This is a genomic window from Snodgrassella alvi (assembly GCF_002777745.1).
GTDB classification, from domain to species: Bacteria; Pseudomonadota; Gammaproteobacteria; order Burkholderiales; family Neisseriaceae; genus Snodgrassella; species Snodgrassella alvi_D.
The window spans coordinates 99559-118211 of sequence record NZ_MEIO01000062.1 but is presented as its reverse complement, the minus strand read 5'-3'; the positions used below and the strand labels follow the sequence as shown (position 1 = coordinate 118211).

Sequence of the window (18653 nt, the reverse complement as noted above, 5' to 3'; positions counted from 1 at the left end):
TTAGCGCGGGCAATGTAACGAAAGAAAACACAGATGCACGCTTGTTATAAGGCAAAACAAATGCGTCTGGTTCTATATGATTAATAGCTGCAATTAGAAATGATTAGAAATCGTGAATACTTTATCGATGTAATTAGCGGTCGCTTTCTGTTTAGTTGCTTGGCACTGATAATAAGTATAATGTCTGAATCTAGTTAAGGAACAGCATAGTGCCGCCACAGTATAACAATGTTAGTTTACTTTCAGGATTTTGATTTTCGTGCCATTATCAGTGCAGCCTGTTTGGGGTATCGTTTTCCATCCGTAGCTGTTTAAGTTCTTTTCGTAACACAATCAGTTCATTTTGTTCTGGAATGCGGTTATCTTTAGCCTTAAATGAACCACTGTTGCCTGATTGGCTTATCCAATGGTCGAAAGTGAATGGCATCAAATCATATCCCTTGACCCATTTACTACACGATTTTCCGCGCTGATAAAATTTATCCGGCCATTTTTACAAAATCATCGGTGCTTATCACGCTCAGAGACGTACTCACGGAGATAGAGCATAAATATATTTAAAGTAAAAGAAATACTTTTTTACTGTAAGGATTAGTTGTTTTCAATGTTTCTTGGTCTGCTGCGACTGGTTATGCCACATTATGGGATGGCTCCGGTTGTTCTGATAAATGCTATTACGAGTCAGCAAGTGAGGTTAAATTATGGATTTTAAAATAATATCATTAAGTAGCTTACTGATGCTCAGTATTTCTACAGCATCTGCTCAGGAACGTTCCTTTCTGAAAAATGATCTGGAAAATTTCACCCTTAGCTATTGTCTCGCACAAATTGACTCTGGTGAGATTCTGCGGCGAGAAGCTAATGCTGCAGTCGGAGCTTATGTTGAACGCGGTCGCTATCCCGCTGAAGCCTATAAAGAAGCCGCGCAGGTTACCCATGATTATCTGAAACGTTCTTATAAAAGTTACAATACAGGTATACAGCTAACGGTGATGAAATGTATTGATGCCTCACAGAGTAATGAAATCGCAGCAATCAAAAAACGTTATCTTCAGAAAAAATAATCATCATTTTCTTGTGCGATACTGGATGTACTATAACAATTTAAATGATAACCCATATTCGAATAACAAAATTAAGAGGTAGCCGTTTGTTAAATTCTACCGGAAGCAAAGAGCCTAACGAGAAATGTAAGCATTTGTGATATACCAATAAGCATAAGCCGAAAGGGCTTGCTGTTATTCTCCGGTTATCATCAACTTTTTCCCTTTAACAAACGTAGTTTTAATATCTTTAAATGTTGCCTCTGCAACCGCATTGTCATGCCGGTACCCTTTTTACTCAACGAACGTTGAATATTAAATGTATTGAAACCCTCTGCTAGCAACTGATTATCAAACTCCTTTCCTCTATCTAAATGAAATAAATTTAATGATGACAACGGTTGCTTAAACTGACCTGATGCACGCATCACTACAACTGCTGTTTTATATTAACCAACACCATAAGCCGGCAATCTATCGATTAGATAAATTCAGTAACACACATAAATAAATCCAGTGATGGCAAACACGCTTATAGGTTAAGTCTGCCATTATCATCTGCTGTTAGGCACCTACATCCAACTGACGTTGTAAATGATTAGCTGCTGGGTCCTTGCTTGCCGTTCGATATCCTCAAGAACGTTTAACTGTGTACTTTTTGTAAGGCAAAACGAATGCATCTGGTTTCATATGATTGATAGCTGCGATTAAAAATCGCCAATATCTTATCGGCGTAATTGGTGATCGATTTCTGTTTAGTTGCTTTGTACTGATTATAGACATGATGTCTGGATATACCCAAGCAGCGACATAATGCCGCCACAGCATAACGATGTTAGTTTACTTTCAGGATTTTGATTTTCATGCCATTATCAGTGCAGCCTGCTTTGGGATATCGTTTTCCATCCCTAACTGTTTAAGTTCTTTTCGTAACACAATCAGTTCATTTTGTTCTGGAATGCGATTATCTTTAGCCTTAAATGAACCACTGTTGCCTGATTGGCTTATTCAACGGTCTAAAGCGGATGGTGTCAAACCATATTCCTTGAACACTTCACTGCATGATTTTCTATTACTATAGTTTAACCATTGTCCCTGTTAAATCAGCATTAATAGTGCGTCATGCGCGTTTTTATTGATGTTTCATTTTTTTCTTTTTAGTTTTAGAGTTAAGTTTATCTTGCCCCTAAAAATTTGTATGAATTAATGTAGCCATTTCACTAATTCATACAAATTTCAATTTTAGATATACAACATATTGAAATTTTATCAATACCACAATAATATACAATTTATTTACAAAAAAACTAATTTAATAACATATTGTTATCTAAAAACTATTTATTGTTTACAATACACACATTATTCATTTTTAAGGTTACAATTATTATTAATTCTAATATTTACTTAACACATTCTTGACAAATATAATTAACCGCCAGTATGATGACTAAGCCGTATTAAATAGTACGGTCAGCTCTGGAAGGCTGTTTTATCAGACAGATAAACCATTGATATTTTCATATTGTGGTATCTCATATTCTGTTTACCAAGTCATTGGCATACCTTTTCCATGGTAGACAATGGCAGGGAGGCTTTACGCCTGCCGGTTCTGATTAACGGTCTTCCAGCCTTGCCATTCTTCTGCCGCCCCTGCGTCTGGAAGCGCATTAGCGGTTTGGTTAGAATAATCAGGAAGGGCAGTGTTTATGACTACATTTGTGGCGAGAAACCGCCATTTGGAAGCGTACATGTTACGCCTGTTTCCTCCAGCGATGGTTTTAATGAACGGCACGCAGGTTTCATCGGAGCCTTGCCATATGTAATTTGCGTGAAAAAACACCTTTAAACCTGATATATGCCTATTTATCAGATATAAACTGAATTACCTAAAAAATTGATTATTTATCCTGTGAAACCTGACAGCGTGACTAATTGAGTAATACAATCGGTAACGAAATAATTAGTTTTTTAATAAGATACTTTATTTATTATAATTTTTGTATTAATTACTACAATTTTCTGATTGTAGAAAAGGGTTGAAAGATGTTTCAAAAAAGCAATTGTCTAACTAATATAGGATGATGTCGGTACAGAATTACGAATTCTGGTCATTATCCACTACCACTTTGTTTGTCTATGTTTCCTGGTTCTTTAGCTTTTTTTAAGGGGCGGAACCAGGCTTTTTACACTCTGCACCAGCATTATTTTATATTTAATATACAAAAACATAAACCATAATCATTTCAGTGCTTCATCGCCGCATGACCTTCATCACGTAATTGCAATATTTTCTTGCCTTCTGTCTTAGCCTGTGCCAATTTTCCAGCGTTAACTAGCTTACTGGTTTTATCGATTTCAGCAATTAATTTATCTATTTCCAACTGATACATCTTCAATTTAGGGTTATTTGACGCAACATTTGCCAGCGCGTTTGGTTTTTGTGCCCGAGCCGCTACTGCCGCAGTACGCATACTGGCTAAGGCCTTACGGGCATCGACTATCGTTTGCGCCGCATTAAAGCGCGCATAACTCATCGTAATCGCACCCATATACATATTTACCTCATTCGCCTGTACAGGCACACTGGAAAATGTCAGAGATATTAACAATATCCCTGTAGATAAAAAGCGTTTTGTTGTCATTTGATTTTCCTGTTATTGAACTAATCCTTACCAGTCGGTAATCAGACCAATTACATTTAGTAGTGCGAAACCAAGCTTTATTACAAGTGTTACAAACTTTGTGCTTCAATCAATCTGTGCAAAAAATGGTCACAGCGATTTAGCTGCTCCAGTTCGATATATTCATTGGCTTTGTGTGCCACAGTAATACTACCGGGACCACATACCACCGTGCTGATGCCACTATTCTGAAACAGACCTCCTTCAGTAGCATAGGCTACTTTAGCGCGCTGTTCAATATCCACCAGTTGGGCAATCAAAGCATGCAGCTGTTGATTATTCTTATCATTCAGGGCGGGTACTTGCACATTATGCGTCAGTTTAATTACTGCTTCTGGTGCAACAGCCTGCATGGCAGGTAAAAGCTCTGTTGTAATATAGTGTTGAATAGGCTTAATCAGTTCTTCCACTGTCATATGTGGCAGATTGCGATAATCAAACTCAAAGGCACAGTAATCAGGCACAATATTGATGGCTGTACCACCCCTAATCAGGCCGGTAGATACTGTAGTAAATGGTATATCAAAGGCATGATCCAAATCTGCCCGTTGCTGTAACTGTTGCGCCAACTGATTGATGAATACAATCAAGCGGGCAGCATATTCAATCGCATTTACACCATTGGGCGTAAGCGAAGAATGGGCATTCTTACCGTGTACCTCACAACAGAACGTATGGATACCTTTATGAGCCACTACCATCTGCATGGATGTAGGTTCACCCACAATACAGAATTGTGGCTGCAAACCTCGTTTCTCCAGTTCCGCCAGCATAACCGGCGCACCAAGACAGCCGATTTCTTCATCAAAAGATAAAGCGATATGTAATGGCATTTTCAGTTTGGCAGCCTGCATGGCAGGAACGGCGGCGAGCACACTGGCAATAAAACCCTTCATATCACTACTGCCTCGACCATATACACAACCATCACGCACATCGGCTACAAACGGATCAGACAACCAGTCTTGTCCATCTACCGGCACCACATCTGTATGACCAGAAAACACCACCCCACCTGTTGTACTGCCATCAGCCGCAGCAATCGTTACAAACAGGTTAGCTTTGTCTCCACTTACATTATGTATCAGCCATGGCGACAATTGCCGGCTTTCCAGATAATTAGCCACATGGTTAATCAGAGCCAGATTACTCTGGCGGCTAGTGGTATCAAAAGCAATAAGCTGGCGTAACCAATTAAGGGTGTCCACAACAATTCTCCGGTAAATTCTGCTTCAACCATAACATATTTTATGCTCCTAACGTAGCCACCGCAGCATACAATATTCTGCTTGACACAGATAATCGCTACAATAGCCATTTATTTAAGGGCACAACAGATGAAGCAGCAATTCGATTTAGCCGGACATCCTCATATTGCGTTATGTGATTTACTCAAATTGGCCGGACTGGCAGAAAGTGGGGGGCGTGCCAAGCAACTGATTGCCGAAGGCAAAGTACTGCGTAACCACCAGCCGGAAACCCGTAAAACAGCAAAAATTGTTGCTGGTGATCGTATCCAGCTGGCAGACTGTGAAATCTGCGTAATTAACAGTCAGGTATGAACATACCAGAATTATCAACTCGGCCAGTCCCTCCAGAAGACTGGGAGTGCTGCAACAGCGATTGTGGCGATGCCTGCGTCTGGCAGATTTATTACCGCGAACAAGCTGCATATGAAGCCCGACAAGCGCAACCGGCCACATCATCGCCGACAAATGAAATTAACTTATGAGTATTGACTTACACTGCCATTCTACTGTTTCCGATGGTGCCCTGACACCGGCAGAAATTGTACAACGTGCGCAAGCCAATGGCTGCACTCTGCTGGCACTGACAGACCACGACCACACAGGCGGTGTGGCTACGGCACGTTTGCAGGCAACACAAGCCGGAATAACTTTAATTAATGGTGTCGAAATCTCAGTAAGCTGGCGTGGACGCACCATACATATAGTTGGCTTGAATATTGCTCTGGACGACGAAGTATTACAAACCCTGCTCCAGCGCCTGCGCAGTGGTCGCCTGCTGCGCTTACAGGCCATTGCTGACAAATTGGCCAAAAAGGGCATAAGTGGAGCCTATGAAGGTACACTGGCACTGGCTACCAATATAGATATGGTGACACGGACACATATTGCTGATTTTCTGGTCAGTGCCGGTCATGTAAACAAAAAAGCAGATGCATTTCGTAAATATCTGGGCGATGGAAAACCCTGTAGCGTCAAACACCAGTGGGCTGAACTGGCTGAAGTTGTCGCGGCCATCCGGCATGCTGGTGGCATTGCGGTTATTGCGCATCCAATGCGTTATGAACTGTCGGCCACTGCACGCCGCAATCTGTTTAGTGATTTTAAGACCTGTGGTGGTACTGCCATAGAAGTACACAGCGGACGTTCTAGTCTGAACGACCGTCTGAATTATGCCTTGTTGGCACAACAATTCGGATTTCTGGCCAGTTGTGGCAGTGATTTTCATCGCGATGGTGATTTTGGAGGTGGGTTGCTTGGCTGCTGTCCGCCATTACCGCCCGTATGCCAGCCAGTGTGGTCTCATTTTACCTAATTATCACCGTGAATCAGAACATCTAAACTGATGACAAAAAAAAATTATCACTGCTTTTATTTTAAGCAAAAGGATTACCATATTGATTACAGTACTGATAAAAGTCCAAGCTATGCGAGCACACACATTGCTGTAACTCAGATTCATTGTTGAAGTTAATCATTTTCAATATTTAAACAGCAAATTCCAGTGCAGCCACCCAATTAGTCACGACTACATTACCTACCTGTTTGGTAACATAGTGATCTCTATTTTGACAATTTTGAAAATCACCGTATATGTACTGGTTGCTGTTTTCTTCTTTTTTCCTGAATCCACAAATTAACGTTATGCGCCTTCCCAATCGAAATATTCTTTAAAAATACAAAAACTGCCTAATTTATAATTTAGAATCTTTTTTACACAAAAAAAAATGAATGGGTATTACATATACAAATAAGGCTATATTGCCAAAATCACCATTCTCACCACCTTAAACCTGCACTATCTTCGCGCAATAGCAAATATAAGCAATAGCACGCTGCTGGTTATTTTCATTTATCCTTTCTCAATAGCACCCGATCATCAGCGTTTTCTACGACAACGCATTACTCTGTGCACAATAATCAGCAAATTACTGAAAGAATCAGAAAGCACTTAACGACTTTGGTCAAAAAATCATATTAAAACTGCATCAGCACTCTATTACATTAAATTCTGTAGAGCTGTTACAGGATGTACGATAATTGTCTACCTGCTATCATTTCACCTAAACCAATTATTTGCCAATAGGATAGAACATGAAATCTCGTGCTGCAGTTGCTTTCGCTCTGGGTGAAGCCTTGAAAGTTGTCGAAATAGATGTCGCACCACCCAGAGCAGGTGAAGTACTGGTGAAAATCACCCATACTGGTGTATGTCATACCGATGCATTCACTCTGTCTGGTGCTGACCCGGAAGGCGTATTTCCTGTCATCCTTGGTCATGAAGGTGCTGGTATTGTCGTAGAAGTCGGGGAGGGAGTCACTTCAGTCAAACCGGGTGATCACGTTATTCCCCTGTACACCGCCGAATGTGGCCAGTGCCTGTTCTGCTGTTCGGGCAAAACTAATCTGTGTACCGCAGTCCGTGCCACACAGGGCAAAGGACTGATGCCAGACGGTACCACACGCTTTTCCTACCAAGGACAACCAATTTATCACTACATGGGCTGCTCCACTTTCAGCGAATATACCGTAGTGGCAGAAGTATCTCTGGCCAAAATCAATCCTGAAGCCATGCATGAACAGGTATGTCTGCTTGGCTGCGGAGTAACAACCGGTATCGGTGCAGTACACAATACAGCCAAAGTGCAGGCTGGAGATACAGTCGCCGTATTCGGATTAGGCGGTATCGGACTAGCTGTGGTACAAGGAGCACGGCAGGCCGGTGCCAGTCGAATTATTGCGATTGATACCAATCCGGCCAAGTTTGCGCTGGCCAGACATTTTGGTGCTACGGAGTGCATCAATCCGCATGATCATCAGGAACCTATACAGCAGGTCATTATCCGCATGACAGAATGGGGCGTAGACCACAGCTTTGAATGTATCGGCAACGTCGACGTGATGCGTGCAGCACTGGAATGTGCGCACCGAGGCTGGGGACAAAGCATTATTATCGGAGTAGCTGGCGCCGGTCAGGAAATAGCCACACGACCTTTTCAACTGGTTACCGGACGGGTATGGAAAGGGTCTGCATTTGGTGGGGTTAAAGGCCGCTCGCAACTCCCAGATATAGTAGAAGAAGCAATGCAGGGCAAAATTGAGCTATCACCCTTTATCACCCATACTTTACCACTATCAGATATCAATCAGGCATTTGAGCTGATGCATGCAGGCGAATCAATCCGCACCGTTATTTATTACTAAGATCATATTTTTACATAATATTTCATCAACCCAATACGGATAAACCCATATGGCTGATATCACACAACTTGCCACCCACAAACTGTTTAACGGCGAACAACGGCGCTATCAGCATTACAGTCGCTACAACCAGTGCAACATGACTTTTTCCGTATACTTGCCATCACGCGCCTTACAGGGTTATCGATTACCCGTACTGTACTGTCTGAGTGGCTTAACCTGTACCGATGAAAATTTTTCCGCTAAAAGTGGCGCACAGCGTTTTGCGGCAGAATGGGGCATAGTACTGGTTATGCCAGACACCAGCCCACGTGGTACGGATGTAGCCGATGCAAATATCTACAGTCTGGGGCAAGGTGCCGGATTTTATGTTAATGCCACGCAACAACCATGGGCACAACATTATCAGATGTATGATTATGTGGTGACAGAACTGCCCGAACTTATCGAAAAGTATTTTCCAGTCAATGAGCAGCGCAGCCTATGCGGACACAGCATGGGTGGTCATGGTGCTTTGATGATTGCTTTAAAAAACCCTCATCGTTATCTTGCAGCATCAGCATTCGCCCCCATTGCCCATCCGAGTGCCGGAGTCTGGGGACAAGAAGCATTCACCGCCTATCTAGGAAGTAATCAGGCAGATTGGGCAGCATACGATAGTACCAAGCTGATCACTCAACATCCGCCTTTATTACCCATTCTTATTGATCAGGGCAGTGCAGATGAATATTATCCGGCACAATTACATCCACAAGATTTCATTCAAGCAGCCAAAATCAAAGGAGTCAATATCCGTTATCACCTCCGCGAAAACTACGATCACAGTTACTATTTTGTTCACACCTTTATCGAAAGCCACATTAACTTTCATGCCGAAGCATTTGGATTATAAACAAACAATTCAGCAGATTAACAACTAGGCTTCAACCACCGATTCGCGCGCAAACGTTTTTTCGCAATAATGACAGCGTAAACGTGTTTCTCCATGGCTGATCCGCACAGAAAAGCGACTCTGTACCGGTTCACCATGACTAGCACAATTGCTGTTAGGACAACGAAATACTTCTGTGATGTTTTCTGGCAAAATAAGTGTACGTTTGCGCACCACACGAAAATTTTCAATATCATTAACTGTAGCCTGTGGCGCAAACAGAGCCAGACGGTTGGCAGCCGCATCATCAAGAAACTGGCCGGATATTTTAATAATATCCTTGCTGCCGCCGGACTGACTGCTCAGATTAAAACCCACAGTGACCGCATTACCAGAATGCAGTAACCTGAACTGGCGCAAAATAGTCAGCCCCTGCCCTACCGGAATGTGATCAATCACTGTGCCGTCTTTTATGGCCTCAACACTCAGCTTGGTCTGATTCATCATTTATTTATCCTTTTGCACTGACTGCTTCAATATGTTCATTCAGAATTGCTGCCAGAATAGCCTGACGCGCATACATACCATTATTGGCCTGCTGAAAGTAATAGGCATGAGGACTATTATCGACATCTGCATGAATCTCATCCACTCGCGGCAAAGGATGCAGAATACGCATATTCGGTTTAGCCTGTTTCAGCATAGCAGCACACAGACTAAAGTGGCCACTGATTCTGGCAAATTCCTGCTCATCAAAACGTTCACGCTGAATACGGGTCATATACAGAACATCTGCCCATGCCAGCGCCTCTTCTAGACTATCGCAAGGTTGATAGACCACACCGTTATCATCCAGTTGTTCACAGATATAGGCAGGCATAGCCAACGTTGGCGGAGAAACAAAAGTAAATTCACAGCCCCAACGGCTGAGTGCCTGTGCCAGTGAATGTACCGTACGACCATATTTCAAATCGCCCACCAAAGCAATTTTTAAATTCTGCAAACACCCCTGAGTTTCACATATCGTAACCAAATCAAGCAACGTTTGCGAAGGATGCTGATTGGTTCCATCGCCCGCATTAATCACCGGTACATGAGCAAATTCACTCACCACACGTGCCGCACCATCCTTCGGATGGCGCATCACAATTGCATCTGCATAATTACTGATAATTCGTGCCGTATCAGCCAGCGTTTCCCCTTTTTTAGCACTGGTATTGGCGCCATCGGCAAAACCGATAACCTTACCACCTAACCGCTGGATAGCCGTTTCAAACGATAATCGGGTACGGGTTGATGGTTCGAAAAAGCACGACCCAATCAAACGCCCATTCAATAAATCAGCCTGTGGCTGCTGTTTTAACTGCAAAGCAAGCGCCAGCAAAAATTCCAGCTGTGCAGTAGATAAATCATTAATAGAAATAAAATGTTGGCGATACAGCGGATTAGCCATAATTTAACCTTCAGCATTTATCAATAGGCATAAAAAAACCCGTTCAGAAACGGGCATATATACGGTAATTAACTACTTTCATGCAACATCTTTCCTAGACAGTATATAAAGCCTGCTGCAAGCATCCACATCACATATTAATCCCGTATAAACTGGTACAAATTATCGCATAAACAGCGCAATGATAAAAGCCAGCCACTTTGAGTTACAATAAACAGTTCATAGTATTTTTATTTCAACATACATTGATTTATCATCAACTGGCACTAAACGTGCCCCTATACTCATTGCTTACCTACGCCCACCCTACAGCCTTGCCGGCAGGTACACGCGTGGCGGTGCGTTTTCGCAAGCGGCTGATGGCAGCAGTTGTATGGGAAAGCAATGTACAGCCAGAAATTGATATCAGTAAAATACTGCCAATTGAAACCGTATTCTCCGACGGCTGGCAATTACCCGCAGGCTGGCGTGCCTTACTCAGTTTTACTGCCCGCTATTATCATTATCCGCTTGGACAGGCAGTCATGGCAGCCCTACCCAAAGGTCTGCGCCAGCCGGCAGCGGTACCATTACCACGTCAGGAGATGATGTATACGCTCAGTACCAGTGGCCGCCTCCAACCACCACCACCGGCACGTTTTCACAAACAGCATGCTGTATGGCAATGTCTGCAATCAGCACCAGTCACACTGCAACAGCTCAAGACCAAACATACTCAGGCCGCGCATTACCTCAACCAGTGGCAGCAACAGGGCTGGATAGAGGCCAAACCTGTTCCGGCATGCGGTAGCATTCCAGCTAGTCAGCATCATCTTAATCAGCAACAACAGCACGCCAGCACATCAATACAGGCCAAATACAACCAGTTTGCACCATTCTTGCTATTTGGCATTACCGGCAGTGGTAAAACCGAAGTCTATTTCGACATCATGGCCAAAGTATTGCAGCAAGACAAACAAGTTCTGTTCCTGCTGCCGGAAATCAACCTCACACCGCAATTAATGCAACGCGTACGTCAGCGCTTTCCGCATACCGTCACTGCCGTATTACATAGCCAAACTGCTGCTGGTCAGCGTACCAGCAATTATCTTCAGGCTGCACTGGGACAGGCTGCGTTAGTGATTGGCACACGACTGGCCGTGTTTACCCCCATGCACAATCTCGGATTAATCGTTGTCGATGAAGAACATGACTACTCATTCAAGCAAGAAAGTGAGCTCCGCTATCAGGCACGTGATCTGGCTGTATGGCGCGCCCGGCAAACAAGTTGTCCGATTGTACTGGGCAGTGCCACCCCATCACTGGAAAGCTGGTACAAAACCCAACAGGGAGATTACCAATTACTCCAACTGAGTGAGCGTGCCCATGCCAGCGCCCAATTGCCACAGATTCATCTACTGGATATTCGCCGGCTACCACTGGATAACGGATTTAGCGATATCATCAAACAAAAGCTACAAACCAATTTTATTCATGGCGGCTTAAGCATGGTATACCTGAACCGGCGCGGCTTCGCTCCAGCATTATTTTGTGCAGCCTGTGGACATACATTTGGTTGTCCAAACTGTTCGGCTAAAATGGTTTTACATCAGCATGCCGGTCAGTTACGCTGCCATCACTGTGATTTCCACCAACGCATCCCCTACTGTTGTCCAGAATGTGGTAATCAGGATTTAAATGCTGTTGGCCAAGGAACACAACGGATTGAAGAAACTCTGCAACATTTACTGCCCGATGCTCGCATTTTGCGCGTAGATCGCGACAGTACCACACACCGGCAGGATTGGGCAGAAATCTATAGCAAAATCATGCAACGGCAAGTTGATGTATTGGTTGGTACCCAGATGCTGGCCAAAGGCCATGACTTTCCCCATCTGAATTTGGTAGTGGTATTAAATGCTGATAATAGCCTCTATAGTGCAGATTTCCGTGCACCTGAACGTTTATTTGCCGAGCTAATGCAAGTGAGTGGCCGTGCCGGCCGTGCGGATTGCAGTGGTGAAGTATGGGTACAAACGCGACAACCTGAACACAAAGTTTATCAGGCTCTGGCGGCACAAAATTATGTGACTTTCGCCACAGCCGAGCTAGCGGAAAGACAGGAAATGGGCATGCCACCGTTCAGCTATATGGCAGCCATTCGTGCCGATGCCAAAACCATGCGCGAGGCACAGGAACTATTGCGTCAGGCATTACAGGGCATTGAGCAGCAACAACCATTACCGGCTAGCGTTAGTGCTTTCGGGCCAGTACCGATGCTAATGGCACGACTGGCCGGTTACGAACGGGCACAGGTATTTCTGGAAAGTAAAAACCGGCGTGATCTGCACCACAGCATCTCCATCTGGCAAAGCTGGCTACAGCATCTGGAAAAAATCTATCCACGCACACGCTGGCTGATTGATGTTGATCCGCTAGAAATGTAGTCTTATTCTTCTGTATATATAAGAACTTTCTTCCAGCATTATTTATGCGTCTATACATTGTGACACCGGTTTATCCAACCAATGACATGTACACAACAATTATCATATCTCGGACAAAATAAAAATCTGGTCATCAACCATATCAGCCGACAACCAGATTTAATATTTAATTCAAAATTTATTTGCGACCACTCAGACCATGCCAGATACGCGAGAGCAAAGATTTTGGTTTTTTCTGGCGCGTAACCTCATTACCATCATAACCAACCTGCGATTCTTTAGGAAAAGTACCAAAAGGTTTAACAGCATAATTTTCCAGCTTATAGCCAGCATCCAAAGCTTCCTGATAATACTGGTCAAACAGCTCAACCAAATCCTTGCGCGGATGTGGCAGAATATCACTGTCAAACCAGTGTTTCTGTCCAGTGGCAGTCAAACGCGGAATTGAGTATTTATGACTGAACTGCGTACCCATATCTGAATAGTGCAGAATTTTCATCTGCTCAATCGGCATACCTTCGCCATCAACACAATTCCAAGCCGCAGTATAAGCCTGCACCCATTCCGGATGCTGCTTAAATTTAGCCATCATTTTCTTGTGTGAATCAGGGTCAGCACGCAAAGTAGCCTGTTCAGGCAATTTAGCTTGTGCCTTAGCACAATCCCAGACACAGGTACATAAACGGGTAAAACGTTTACCCTTAGCATGATCATGCACTTCCTTAGCCGCAACGATTGCTTCACCCTCAATAGGATGCTCCCATAACTCAGCCAAGTCAGCCAGAACAATCATATCTGCATCCATATAAATGGCACGTCCCTGATAATCACAGGCAGCAGGAATACCCCAGCGGAAGCCAGAAAACGGCGTCGCCCACTTTTCAGTATGCCAGCCTGCGCCAGATTTTGGATCTGAGTACCAAGGACTATCTGGATCATGACTCAATTGCATCCAGACAATTTCTACCGGCCGCGACGTATGCTTATGGATACTGTAATCCACCACCATCATCTGTTCCAGATCACAGTTATTGGGGTCACAGCCCACAAAAACCTTAATAACATCGTTGCTCATGCATAAACTCCCGATTTTGCTTACAAAATAAATATCATTGTAATACTAACGCAAAAGATACCGAGTTAAATGATAACATTAATCAAATATCACTTGATAAAAAACAAGTAATACATTTAACTTTATAAAAATCAGCCAAACTTAATTCATATATATATCAGTTATTTCTCCACATCATTCTGCTACATTACCCTTACCAACCATATCAGTCATAGCCTCAAAAATATGATAACTCTTGATTAATCTGTCTATATCTTAATATAGTTAACAATCATCATCCTATCTGGTTGTACACATACAGCATTCCTTCATAATTTATGATGCCCCACAGCCCACAAATTATGCCTATCAGTTATTGCACACCAGCTCCAATACCAATTACACTTGAATGATCGCATCTAACATGTTTTATCACCTATTACTACAGTTACCATATTTAAATAAAACATATACAATGATTTGGCTAACTATTCAGCCATCAGTATCTGAAACAGTATATCCTGTATAACCATAGCATTACCGATGTCTCGCTGTGATACCAGATTTAGTATGAAACAGGTATAACTAAAAATTCTCTGTATTAAAATACACAACAAAGCCGAACCAATCCGTTTTACACCTAAAAACAAATAAATTCCATTCCGATACAAAAGAACCGCTGTCAGAGTACACAACGGTTTCACAAATAGTCCTGATACAGATTTATTCGGGCAACAACTCAATTTTACTCGGATCCCTGCCTTGCTGCTTCAACGACACTACTGAAGTAAACAACATATCACTGGAAGAGTTCAAAACCGTCTCGGCAGAATCCTGAATTTCGCTGATTACAAACCCGATTGCCACCACCTGAGCAGCTATAGCTGGATCAATACCAAACATACTACATGCAACAGGAATTAACAGCAGCGAACCACCCGGTACACCAGAAGCACCAAGAGCACAAACTGTAGCCAGAATACTCAGCAATAATGTTTGAATAAAGCTGACATCCATACCTAAAGTATGCACAGTAGCCATTGTTAACGTCGTAATAGTGATTGCCGCCCCATTCATACTCATCGTCACTCCCAGCGGGATAGACAGCGAATAAATTTCTTCCGGCAATTGCATACGCTGAGCTAGACGGATATTTACTGGAATATTGGCTGCCGAACTACGGGTAAAGAACGCCGTAATCCCACTATAGCGCAAGCAGGTAAATACCAGCGGATAAGGATTTTTGCGAAAATTCAGGAACACAATCAGCGGATTGATCACCAGCGCCACAAATACCATCAAACCCAGTAATACTCCGATCAGCTCCAAATAATTTTTTAATTTGGCCAGACCATCACTGGTAAAGTGCGAAGCAACCAACCCCAACACACCATAAGGAGCAATAGCCACCACCAGACGAACTACCCAGATAGTCGCATCCGACCAGTTTTTGATAACTGATTTAGTTGCCTCACTACTCTGGCGTAAAGCAATACCCAGTGCTGTAGACCATGCCAGAATACTTAGGAAATTACCATTTGCCAACGCATCAACCGGATTATCCACAAACTTAAGGATAATATTCATAAGAATCTCTGCCACACCTTCCGGTGGTTTCTCTGATATTGGCGGTACATCCATTACCAGATGCAACGGATACAAATAACTTACAGTTGAAGCCAATACCGCAGAGATCAGAACAGTAACCGCATATAACCAAGCTACCGATTTAATACTGGAAACATTATCAAACTTATTATTAACAATAGAAGATATCACCAACACAAAAACCAGAATAGGTGCAGCCGCACGCAAAGCCTGAATAAATACCCTACCCAGAAACTCCAGTTTCACTCCATACTGCGGTAAAAAGGCTGCAATAAATGCACCAATAATCATACATACCAGCATGCGTACAATCAGATTACTCTTAAACAATACCCATAAAAGCTTCTTCATTCACAATCCTTGGTTATAACCGGATACAAACATATTCAAAAACAGATTTTAAAAATCACCCGGCCAAACACACAAATTCACCAGTAGTAAATCATGCCCCATAAAACCCGTTTCAATCCAACCTCACAGCGCCACTAAACCTTAACAGAAAACCATTTCAGCTTACCGGCAAGATAACAAGTTTAGCATTAAACCGGCCTAAAACAACGAATAATCAGCAAAACAGCTAGAAACAGTTAAAAAATATCAGATATTTATTAATATAAATTAAACAGCTCAAACAGCACAAAAATTTAAAATGCTATACTTCACCATCCAGAACCGCCCAGATACAATAAATAATGGACAAACCTGTACAAAATTACATCCTATGTATGAAATGGGGACAGAAATATGGCGCCGAATACGTTAATCGCCTCTATAGCATGGTAAAACGCCATCTGACGCTCCCATTTACCATGATTTGCCTGACCGATGATAGCAAAGGCATTGACCCAGCCATTCAGTGTTATCCACTGATACCTTTAGACTTGCCCAATGACCTACCTGAACGTGGCTGGAATAAACTCACCACATTCAGCGCCAACCTATATGGATTGCAGGGCACAGCTCTGTTTCTTGATATTGACATTGTTATTATTGATAACATTGACTGCTTCTTCACACATCCTGCCAATCAAGATGACGAAGTATGGATTATCCGTGACTGGAAAAAGCCATGGCGAAAGGTTGGCAACAGCTCAGTATATCGGTTTCAGATTGGTGCATTACCAGATTTAATGGATTATTTCCGTAAACATTTTCAACACATCCGGCAGCAATTTCGCCATGAGCAGGCATTCTTATCTTGGTATGTGCGTGAAAACCATCAACTTCGTTACTGGCCGAATAACTGGTGTCTGAGCTATAAATATAATGTATTAAAAAAAATGCCTTATGCCCTATGGAAACCACCAGAAAAACCGAATTACGGCAAAATAATCGTCTTTCATGGCGAAGTTAACCCACCAGATGCCATCAAAGGAGGCGGCGGAAAATGGTACCGTAAAATCCTACCGGCTCCATGGCTAAAAAGTTATTGGCAATAAAAAACACCTCCACCATGAAAACAGTACAACAACACAGTAAGTTCTTCATCATCGGTAATGCCGACGAACAGAACTCCATTGCACATCTGATTAATGAAGACGACATCGTAGTCCGCTTTAATAACCCCAATCCAAACTGCACACTCATGGCGGACTGGGTATTTATAGCCAATGGCTACACACAAATCCGGCATCTCACTATTAAACATCAATTCTTTAAGCCAGATACACATATATTCTTCCGCTATTCCAAAGAAGATATCTGGTCCAGCAGGTATCAGAATATTCCCCTACACAAGCGGATAAAATATCTCTGGCGGTTTCCCAAATGGGTAAAACATTCTCATCTGGATCAATATCAAATCAACACCATACCCACAGACACCTATCGGCACTGTGCTGATATATTAGGCTTTCGTCAGCCTAGCACAGGCCTGCTAGCCATTGATTATATCTGCCAGCATTACCCCAGAAATAAGATTTATATTCATAACTTTACCAGTGAGGGCTGGGTCGGACATAACTGGGATGACGAAAAGCAACTAATACATAAATGGATTACCACAGGTAATATAAGCGCGGTCTGAACAAAAACTGTTTTATTTATCAGAAAATCTGGCTAAACCTGATTTCAACATCAGTTTAGCCGCTTTGCTCCACATACCTGTACGTACCAATAACGAGACCGTAGCACAAGTCGACAAACTTTTTCGCGCATATAACTGCTTAGCCAAAAGCAAAATAGCCGCTCTTTCCTCGTCAGACAGATCCATTTTTGTCAGTTTACGGCACAACCGCAAATAATACAGGTGAGCCTTATATAATAAATAGGCACAACATTTTTTATCGCCCACCACAGAATCAGCATAGTTTGCCTGTGTCAAATAAGCCTCAATGCCATAAGCCTGTTTCAGGCTCATTTTTTGTACAATAGAATCCGGCCAGATACGATAATGCACCAAAATCTGCGGATAATAAAAATAGGTTTGACACTGATTCAGCACTGTCGGTGTATTCGCAATATCCTCATAGGCAGGAATAGTAAAATGACACATATCTGTCACCAGAGTACGCCGGAAAACCTTATTCCAGAAATAATGCTTACCATCCATAATAGCAAGGCGGTACAACTCCCCGTTTTTCTGATGCAGTAAAGTATTTGCAGGCGAAATAGACAAATGCTCTTGATATTTAACTTTTCCACTGCCATCAAAAAACACATCATAATCAAATAGCACCACATCAGGGTGATATTGATTCAGAATAGCTTGTATCTGTTGAACAGCCCGACGTTCAACCCTATCATCCGAATCAATAAACCAGATATATTCAGCATCGCTGGCCTGTAACAGACACTGGCGAACTCTGGTAATGCCTAGATTTTCCTGCCCACACAACACACGAATATTTACTTCTGGATAACTGCACTGATATTTTCGAATTACAGCAAGTGAATTATCCGGAGAAAAATCATCATAAAATATAACTTCAATCAAAGGAGGCAAATCTGGCAATAAGGTATCCAGTAATTCAGAAAGATAAGATTCAACATTAAATACAGGAATCAGAATACTTAAATCCATCCTACCTGCACCCGCACAACTATCCTTAATTCCCTCCACAA

Annotated in this window: 18 protein-coding genes; 10 read left to right on the top strand and 8 right to left on the bottom strand. The window is 42.6% G+C overall.

Features of this window, described 5'->3' with window-relative positions:
- Positions 1–268: 268 nt before the first annotated feature.
- Positions 269–430 carry a hypothetical protein gene (locus BHC51_RS12860; protein ID WP_180296495.1) on the bottom strand — a complete coding sequence of 54 codons (162 nt, stop codon included), beginning with the start codon at positions 428–430 and terminating at the stop codon, positions 269–271.
- 271 nt (positions 431–701) lie between these two features.
- Between BHC51_RS12860 and BHC51_RS11120 the strand changes: the two genes are divergently transcribed.
- Together BHC51_RS11120 and BHC51_RS12540 are read left to right on the top strand one after the other, a co-directional pair.
- Positions 702–1064, top strand: coding sequence for a T6SS amidase immunity protein Tai4 family protein (locus BHC51_RS11120; RefSeq protein WP_218966410.1), 363 nt, complete (start codon positions 702–704; stop codon positions 1062–1064).
- A gap of 1552 nt (positions 1065–2616) precedes the next feature.
- Complete coding sequence (locus BHC51_RS12540; protein WP_143558846.1) at positions 2617–2892, top strand: hypothetical protein; 276 nt, start codon at positions 2617–2619, stop codon at positions 2890–2892.
- A 397-nt stretch (positions 2893–3289) separates the two neighbouring features.
- Here BHC51_RS12540 and BHC51_RS11105 read toward each other — a convergent pair whose 3' ends face one another.
- Together BHC51_RS11105 and argE are read right to left on the bottom strand one after the other, a co-directional pair.
- Positions 3290–3688: a cytochrome b562 gene (locus BHC51_RS11105; protein ID WP_100135822.1), complete on the bottom strand. Its 399-nt coding sequence runs from the start codon at positions 3686–3688 to the stop codon at positions 3290–3292.
- 89 nt (positions 3689–3777) lie between these two features.
- Positions 3778–4935, bottom strand: coding sequence for an acetylornithine deacetylase (argE, locus tag BHC51_RS11100; protein ID WP_100154022.1), 1158 nt, complete (start codon positions 4933–4935; stop codon positions 3778–3780).
- Between the two features lie 129 nt (positions 4936–5064).
- Here argE and BHC51_RS11095 point away from each other — a divergent pair, with 129 nt between their 5' ends.
- From BHC51_RS11095 to fghA, 5 genes are all read left to right on the top strand, one after another.
- Positions 5065–5289 carry an RNA-binding S4 domain-containing protein gene (locus BHC51_RS11095; protein WP_100100515.1) on the top strand — a complete coding sequence of 75 codons (225 nt, stop codon included), beginning with the start codon at positions 5065–5067 and terminating at the stop codon, positions 5287–5289.
- Positions 5286–5459, top strand: coding sequence for an oxidoreductase-like domain-containing protein (locus tag BHC51_RS11090; protein ID WP_100100516.1), 174 nt, complete (start codon positions 5286–5288; stop codon positions 5457–5459). Before BHC51_RS11095 ends, BHC51_RS11090 begins: the two co-directional genes overlap by 4 nt.
- Positions 5456–6289, top strand: coding sequence for a PHP domain-containing protein (locus BHC51_RS11085; RefSeq protein WP_100100517.1), 834 nt, complete (start codon positions 5456–5458; stop codon positions 6287–6289). The genes BHC51_RS11090 and BHC51_RS11085 overlap by 4 nt, the downstream gene beginning before the upstream one ends.
- 779 nt (positions 6290–7068) lie before the next feature.
- On the top strand, positions 7069–8178 hold the full coding sequence (locus tag BHC51_RS11080; RefSeq protein WP_100154021.1) for an S-(hydroxymethyl)glutathione dehydrogenase/class III alcohol dehydrogenase: 1110 nt from the start codon (positions 7069–7071) through the stop codon (positions 8176–8178).
- 58 nt (positions 8179–8236) lie between these two features.
- Positions 8237–9070: an S-formylglutathione hydrolase gene (fghA, locus tag BHC51_RS11075; RefSeq protein WP_445081789.1), complete on the top strand. Its 834-nt coding sequence runs from the start codon at positions 8237–8239 to the stop codon at positions 9068–9070.
- A 24-nt stretch (positions 9071–9094) separates the two neighbouring features.
- On the opposite strand, the gene pyrI is transcribed toward fghA, so the two are convergent.
- Together pyrI and pyrB are read right to left on the bottom strand one after the other, a co-directional pair.
- Entirely contained in the window at positions 9095–9553 is a 459-nt protein-coding gene (gene pyrI / locus BHC51_RS11070) for an aspartate carbamoyltransferase regulatory subunit (RefSeq protein ID WP_100100594.1), read from the bottom strand.
- 7 nt (positions 9554–9560) lie between these two features.
- The gene (gene pyrB / locus BHC51_RS11065; protein ID WP_100123075.1) at positions 9561–10502 is read right to left on the bottom strand and encodes an aspartate carbamoyltransferase; all 942 of its coding nucleotides are present in this window, start codon (positions 10500–10502) and stop codon (positions 9561–9563) included.
- 245 nt (positions 10503–10747) lie between these two features.
- Here pyrB and BHC51_RS11060 point away from each other — a divergent pair, with 245 nt between their 5' ends.
- A complete protein-coding gene (locus tag BHC51_RS11060; RefSeq protein WP_100154038.1) occupies positions 10748–12928 on the top strand; it encodes a primosomal protein N' in 2181 nt (726 codons plus the stop codon).
- A 178-nt stretch (positions 12929–13106) separates the two neighbouring features.
- Here BHC51_RS11060 and BHC51_RS11055 read toward each other — a convergent pair whose 3' ends face one another.
- Together BHC51_RS11055 and sstT are read right to left on the bottom strand one after the other, a co-directional pair.
- On the bottom strand, positions 13107–14003 hold the full coding sequence (locus BHC51_RS11055) for a glycosyl transferase (RefSeq protein ID WP_100123076.1): 897 nt from the start codon (positions 14001–14003) through the stop codon (positions 13107–13109).
- A gap of 702 nt (positions 14004–14705) precedes the next feature.
- On the bottom strand, positions 14706–15941 hold the full coding sequence (gene sstT, locus BHC51_RS11050) for a serine/threonine transporter SstT (protein ID WP_100100523.1): 1236 nt from the start codon (positions 15939–15941) through the stop codon (positions 14706–14708).
- A gap of 341 nt (positions 15942–16282) precedes the next feature.
- Here sstT and BHC51_RS11045 point away from each other — a divergent pair, with 341 nt between their 5' ends.
- On the top strand, positions 16283–17029 hold the full coding sequence (locus BHC51_RS11045; protein WP_100154019.1) for a glycosyltransferase: 747 nt from the start codon (positions 16283–16285) through the stop codon (positions 17027–17029).
- Complete coding sequence (locus BHC51_RS11040) at positions 17005–17616, top strand: hypothetical protein (protein ID WP_100154018.1); 612 nt, start codon at positions 17005–17007, stop codon at positions 17614–17616. Before BHC51_RS11045 ends, BHC51_RS11040 begins: the two co-directional genes overlap by 25 nt.
- 12 nt (positions 17617–17628) lie before the next feature.
- Here the strand turns inward: BHC51_RS11040 and BHC51_RS11035 are convergent, their stop codons facing one another.
- On the bottom strand, positions 17629–18651 hold the full coding sequence (locus tag BHC51_RS11035; RefSeq protein ID WP_143558845.1) for a glycosyltransferase family 2 protein: 1023 nt from the start codon (positions 18649–18651) through the stop codon (positions 17629–17631).
- Positions 18652–18653: the final 2 nt, after the last annotated feature.

Bases quoted from the DNA above. Each gene is read 5' to 3' on its own strand.
- BHC51_RS11120 (WP_218966410.1), top strand. From the start codon at position 702: ATGGATTTTAAAATAATATCATTAAGTAGCTTACTGATGCTCAGTATT.
- BHC51_RS12540 (WP_143558846.1), top strand. From the start codon at position 2,617: ATGGTAGACAATGGCAGGGAGGCTTTACGCCTGCCGGTTCTGATTAAC.
- BHC51_RS11105 (WP_100135822.1), bottom strand. From the start codon at position 3,688: ATGACAACAAAACGCTTTTTATCTACAGGGATATTGTTAATATCTCTG.
- BHC51_RS11095 (WP_100100515.1), top strand. From the start codon at position 5,065: ATGAAGCAGCAATTCGATTTAGCCGGACATCCTCATATTGCGTTATGT.
- BHC51_RS11090 (WP_100100516.1), top strand. From the start codon at position 5,286: ATGAACATACCAGAATTATCAACTCGGCCAGTCCCTCCAGAAGACTGG.
- BHC51_RS11085 (WP_100100517.1), top strand. From the start codon at position 5,456: ATGAGTATTGACTTACACTGCCATTCTACTGTTTCCGATGGTGCCCTG.
- BHC51_RS11080 (WP_100154021.1), top strand. From the start codon at position 7,069: ATGAAATCTCGTGCTGCAGTTGCTTTCGCTCTGGGTGAAGCCTTGAAA.
- pyrI (WP_100100594.1), bottom strand. From the start codon at position 9,553: ATGAATCAGACCAAGCTGAGTGTTGAGGCCATAAAAGACGGCACAGTG.
- pyrB (WP_100123075.1), bottom strand. From the start codon at position 10,502: ATGGCTAATCCGCTGTATCGCCAACATTTTATTTCTATTAATGATTTA.
- BHC51_RS11055 (WP_100123076.1), bottom strand. From the start codon at position 14,003: ATGAGCAACGATGTTATTAAGGTTTTTGTGGGCTGTGACCCCAATAAC.
- sstT (WP_100100523.1), bottom strand. From the start codon at position 15,941: ATGAAGAAGCTTTTATGGGTATTGTTTAAGAGTAATCTGATTGTACGC.
- BHC51_RS11045 (WP_100154019.1), top strand. From the start codon at position 16,283: ATGGACAAACCTGTACAAAATTACATCCTATGTATGAAATGGGGACAG.
- BHC51_RS11040 (WP_100154018.1), top strand. From the start codon at position 17,005: ATGGCTAAAAAGTTATTGGCAATAAAAAACACCTCCACCATGAAAACA.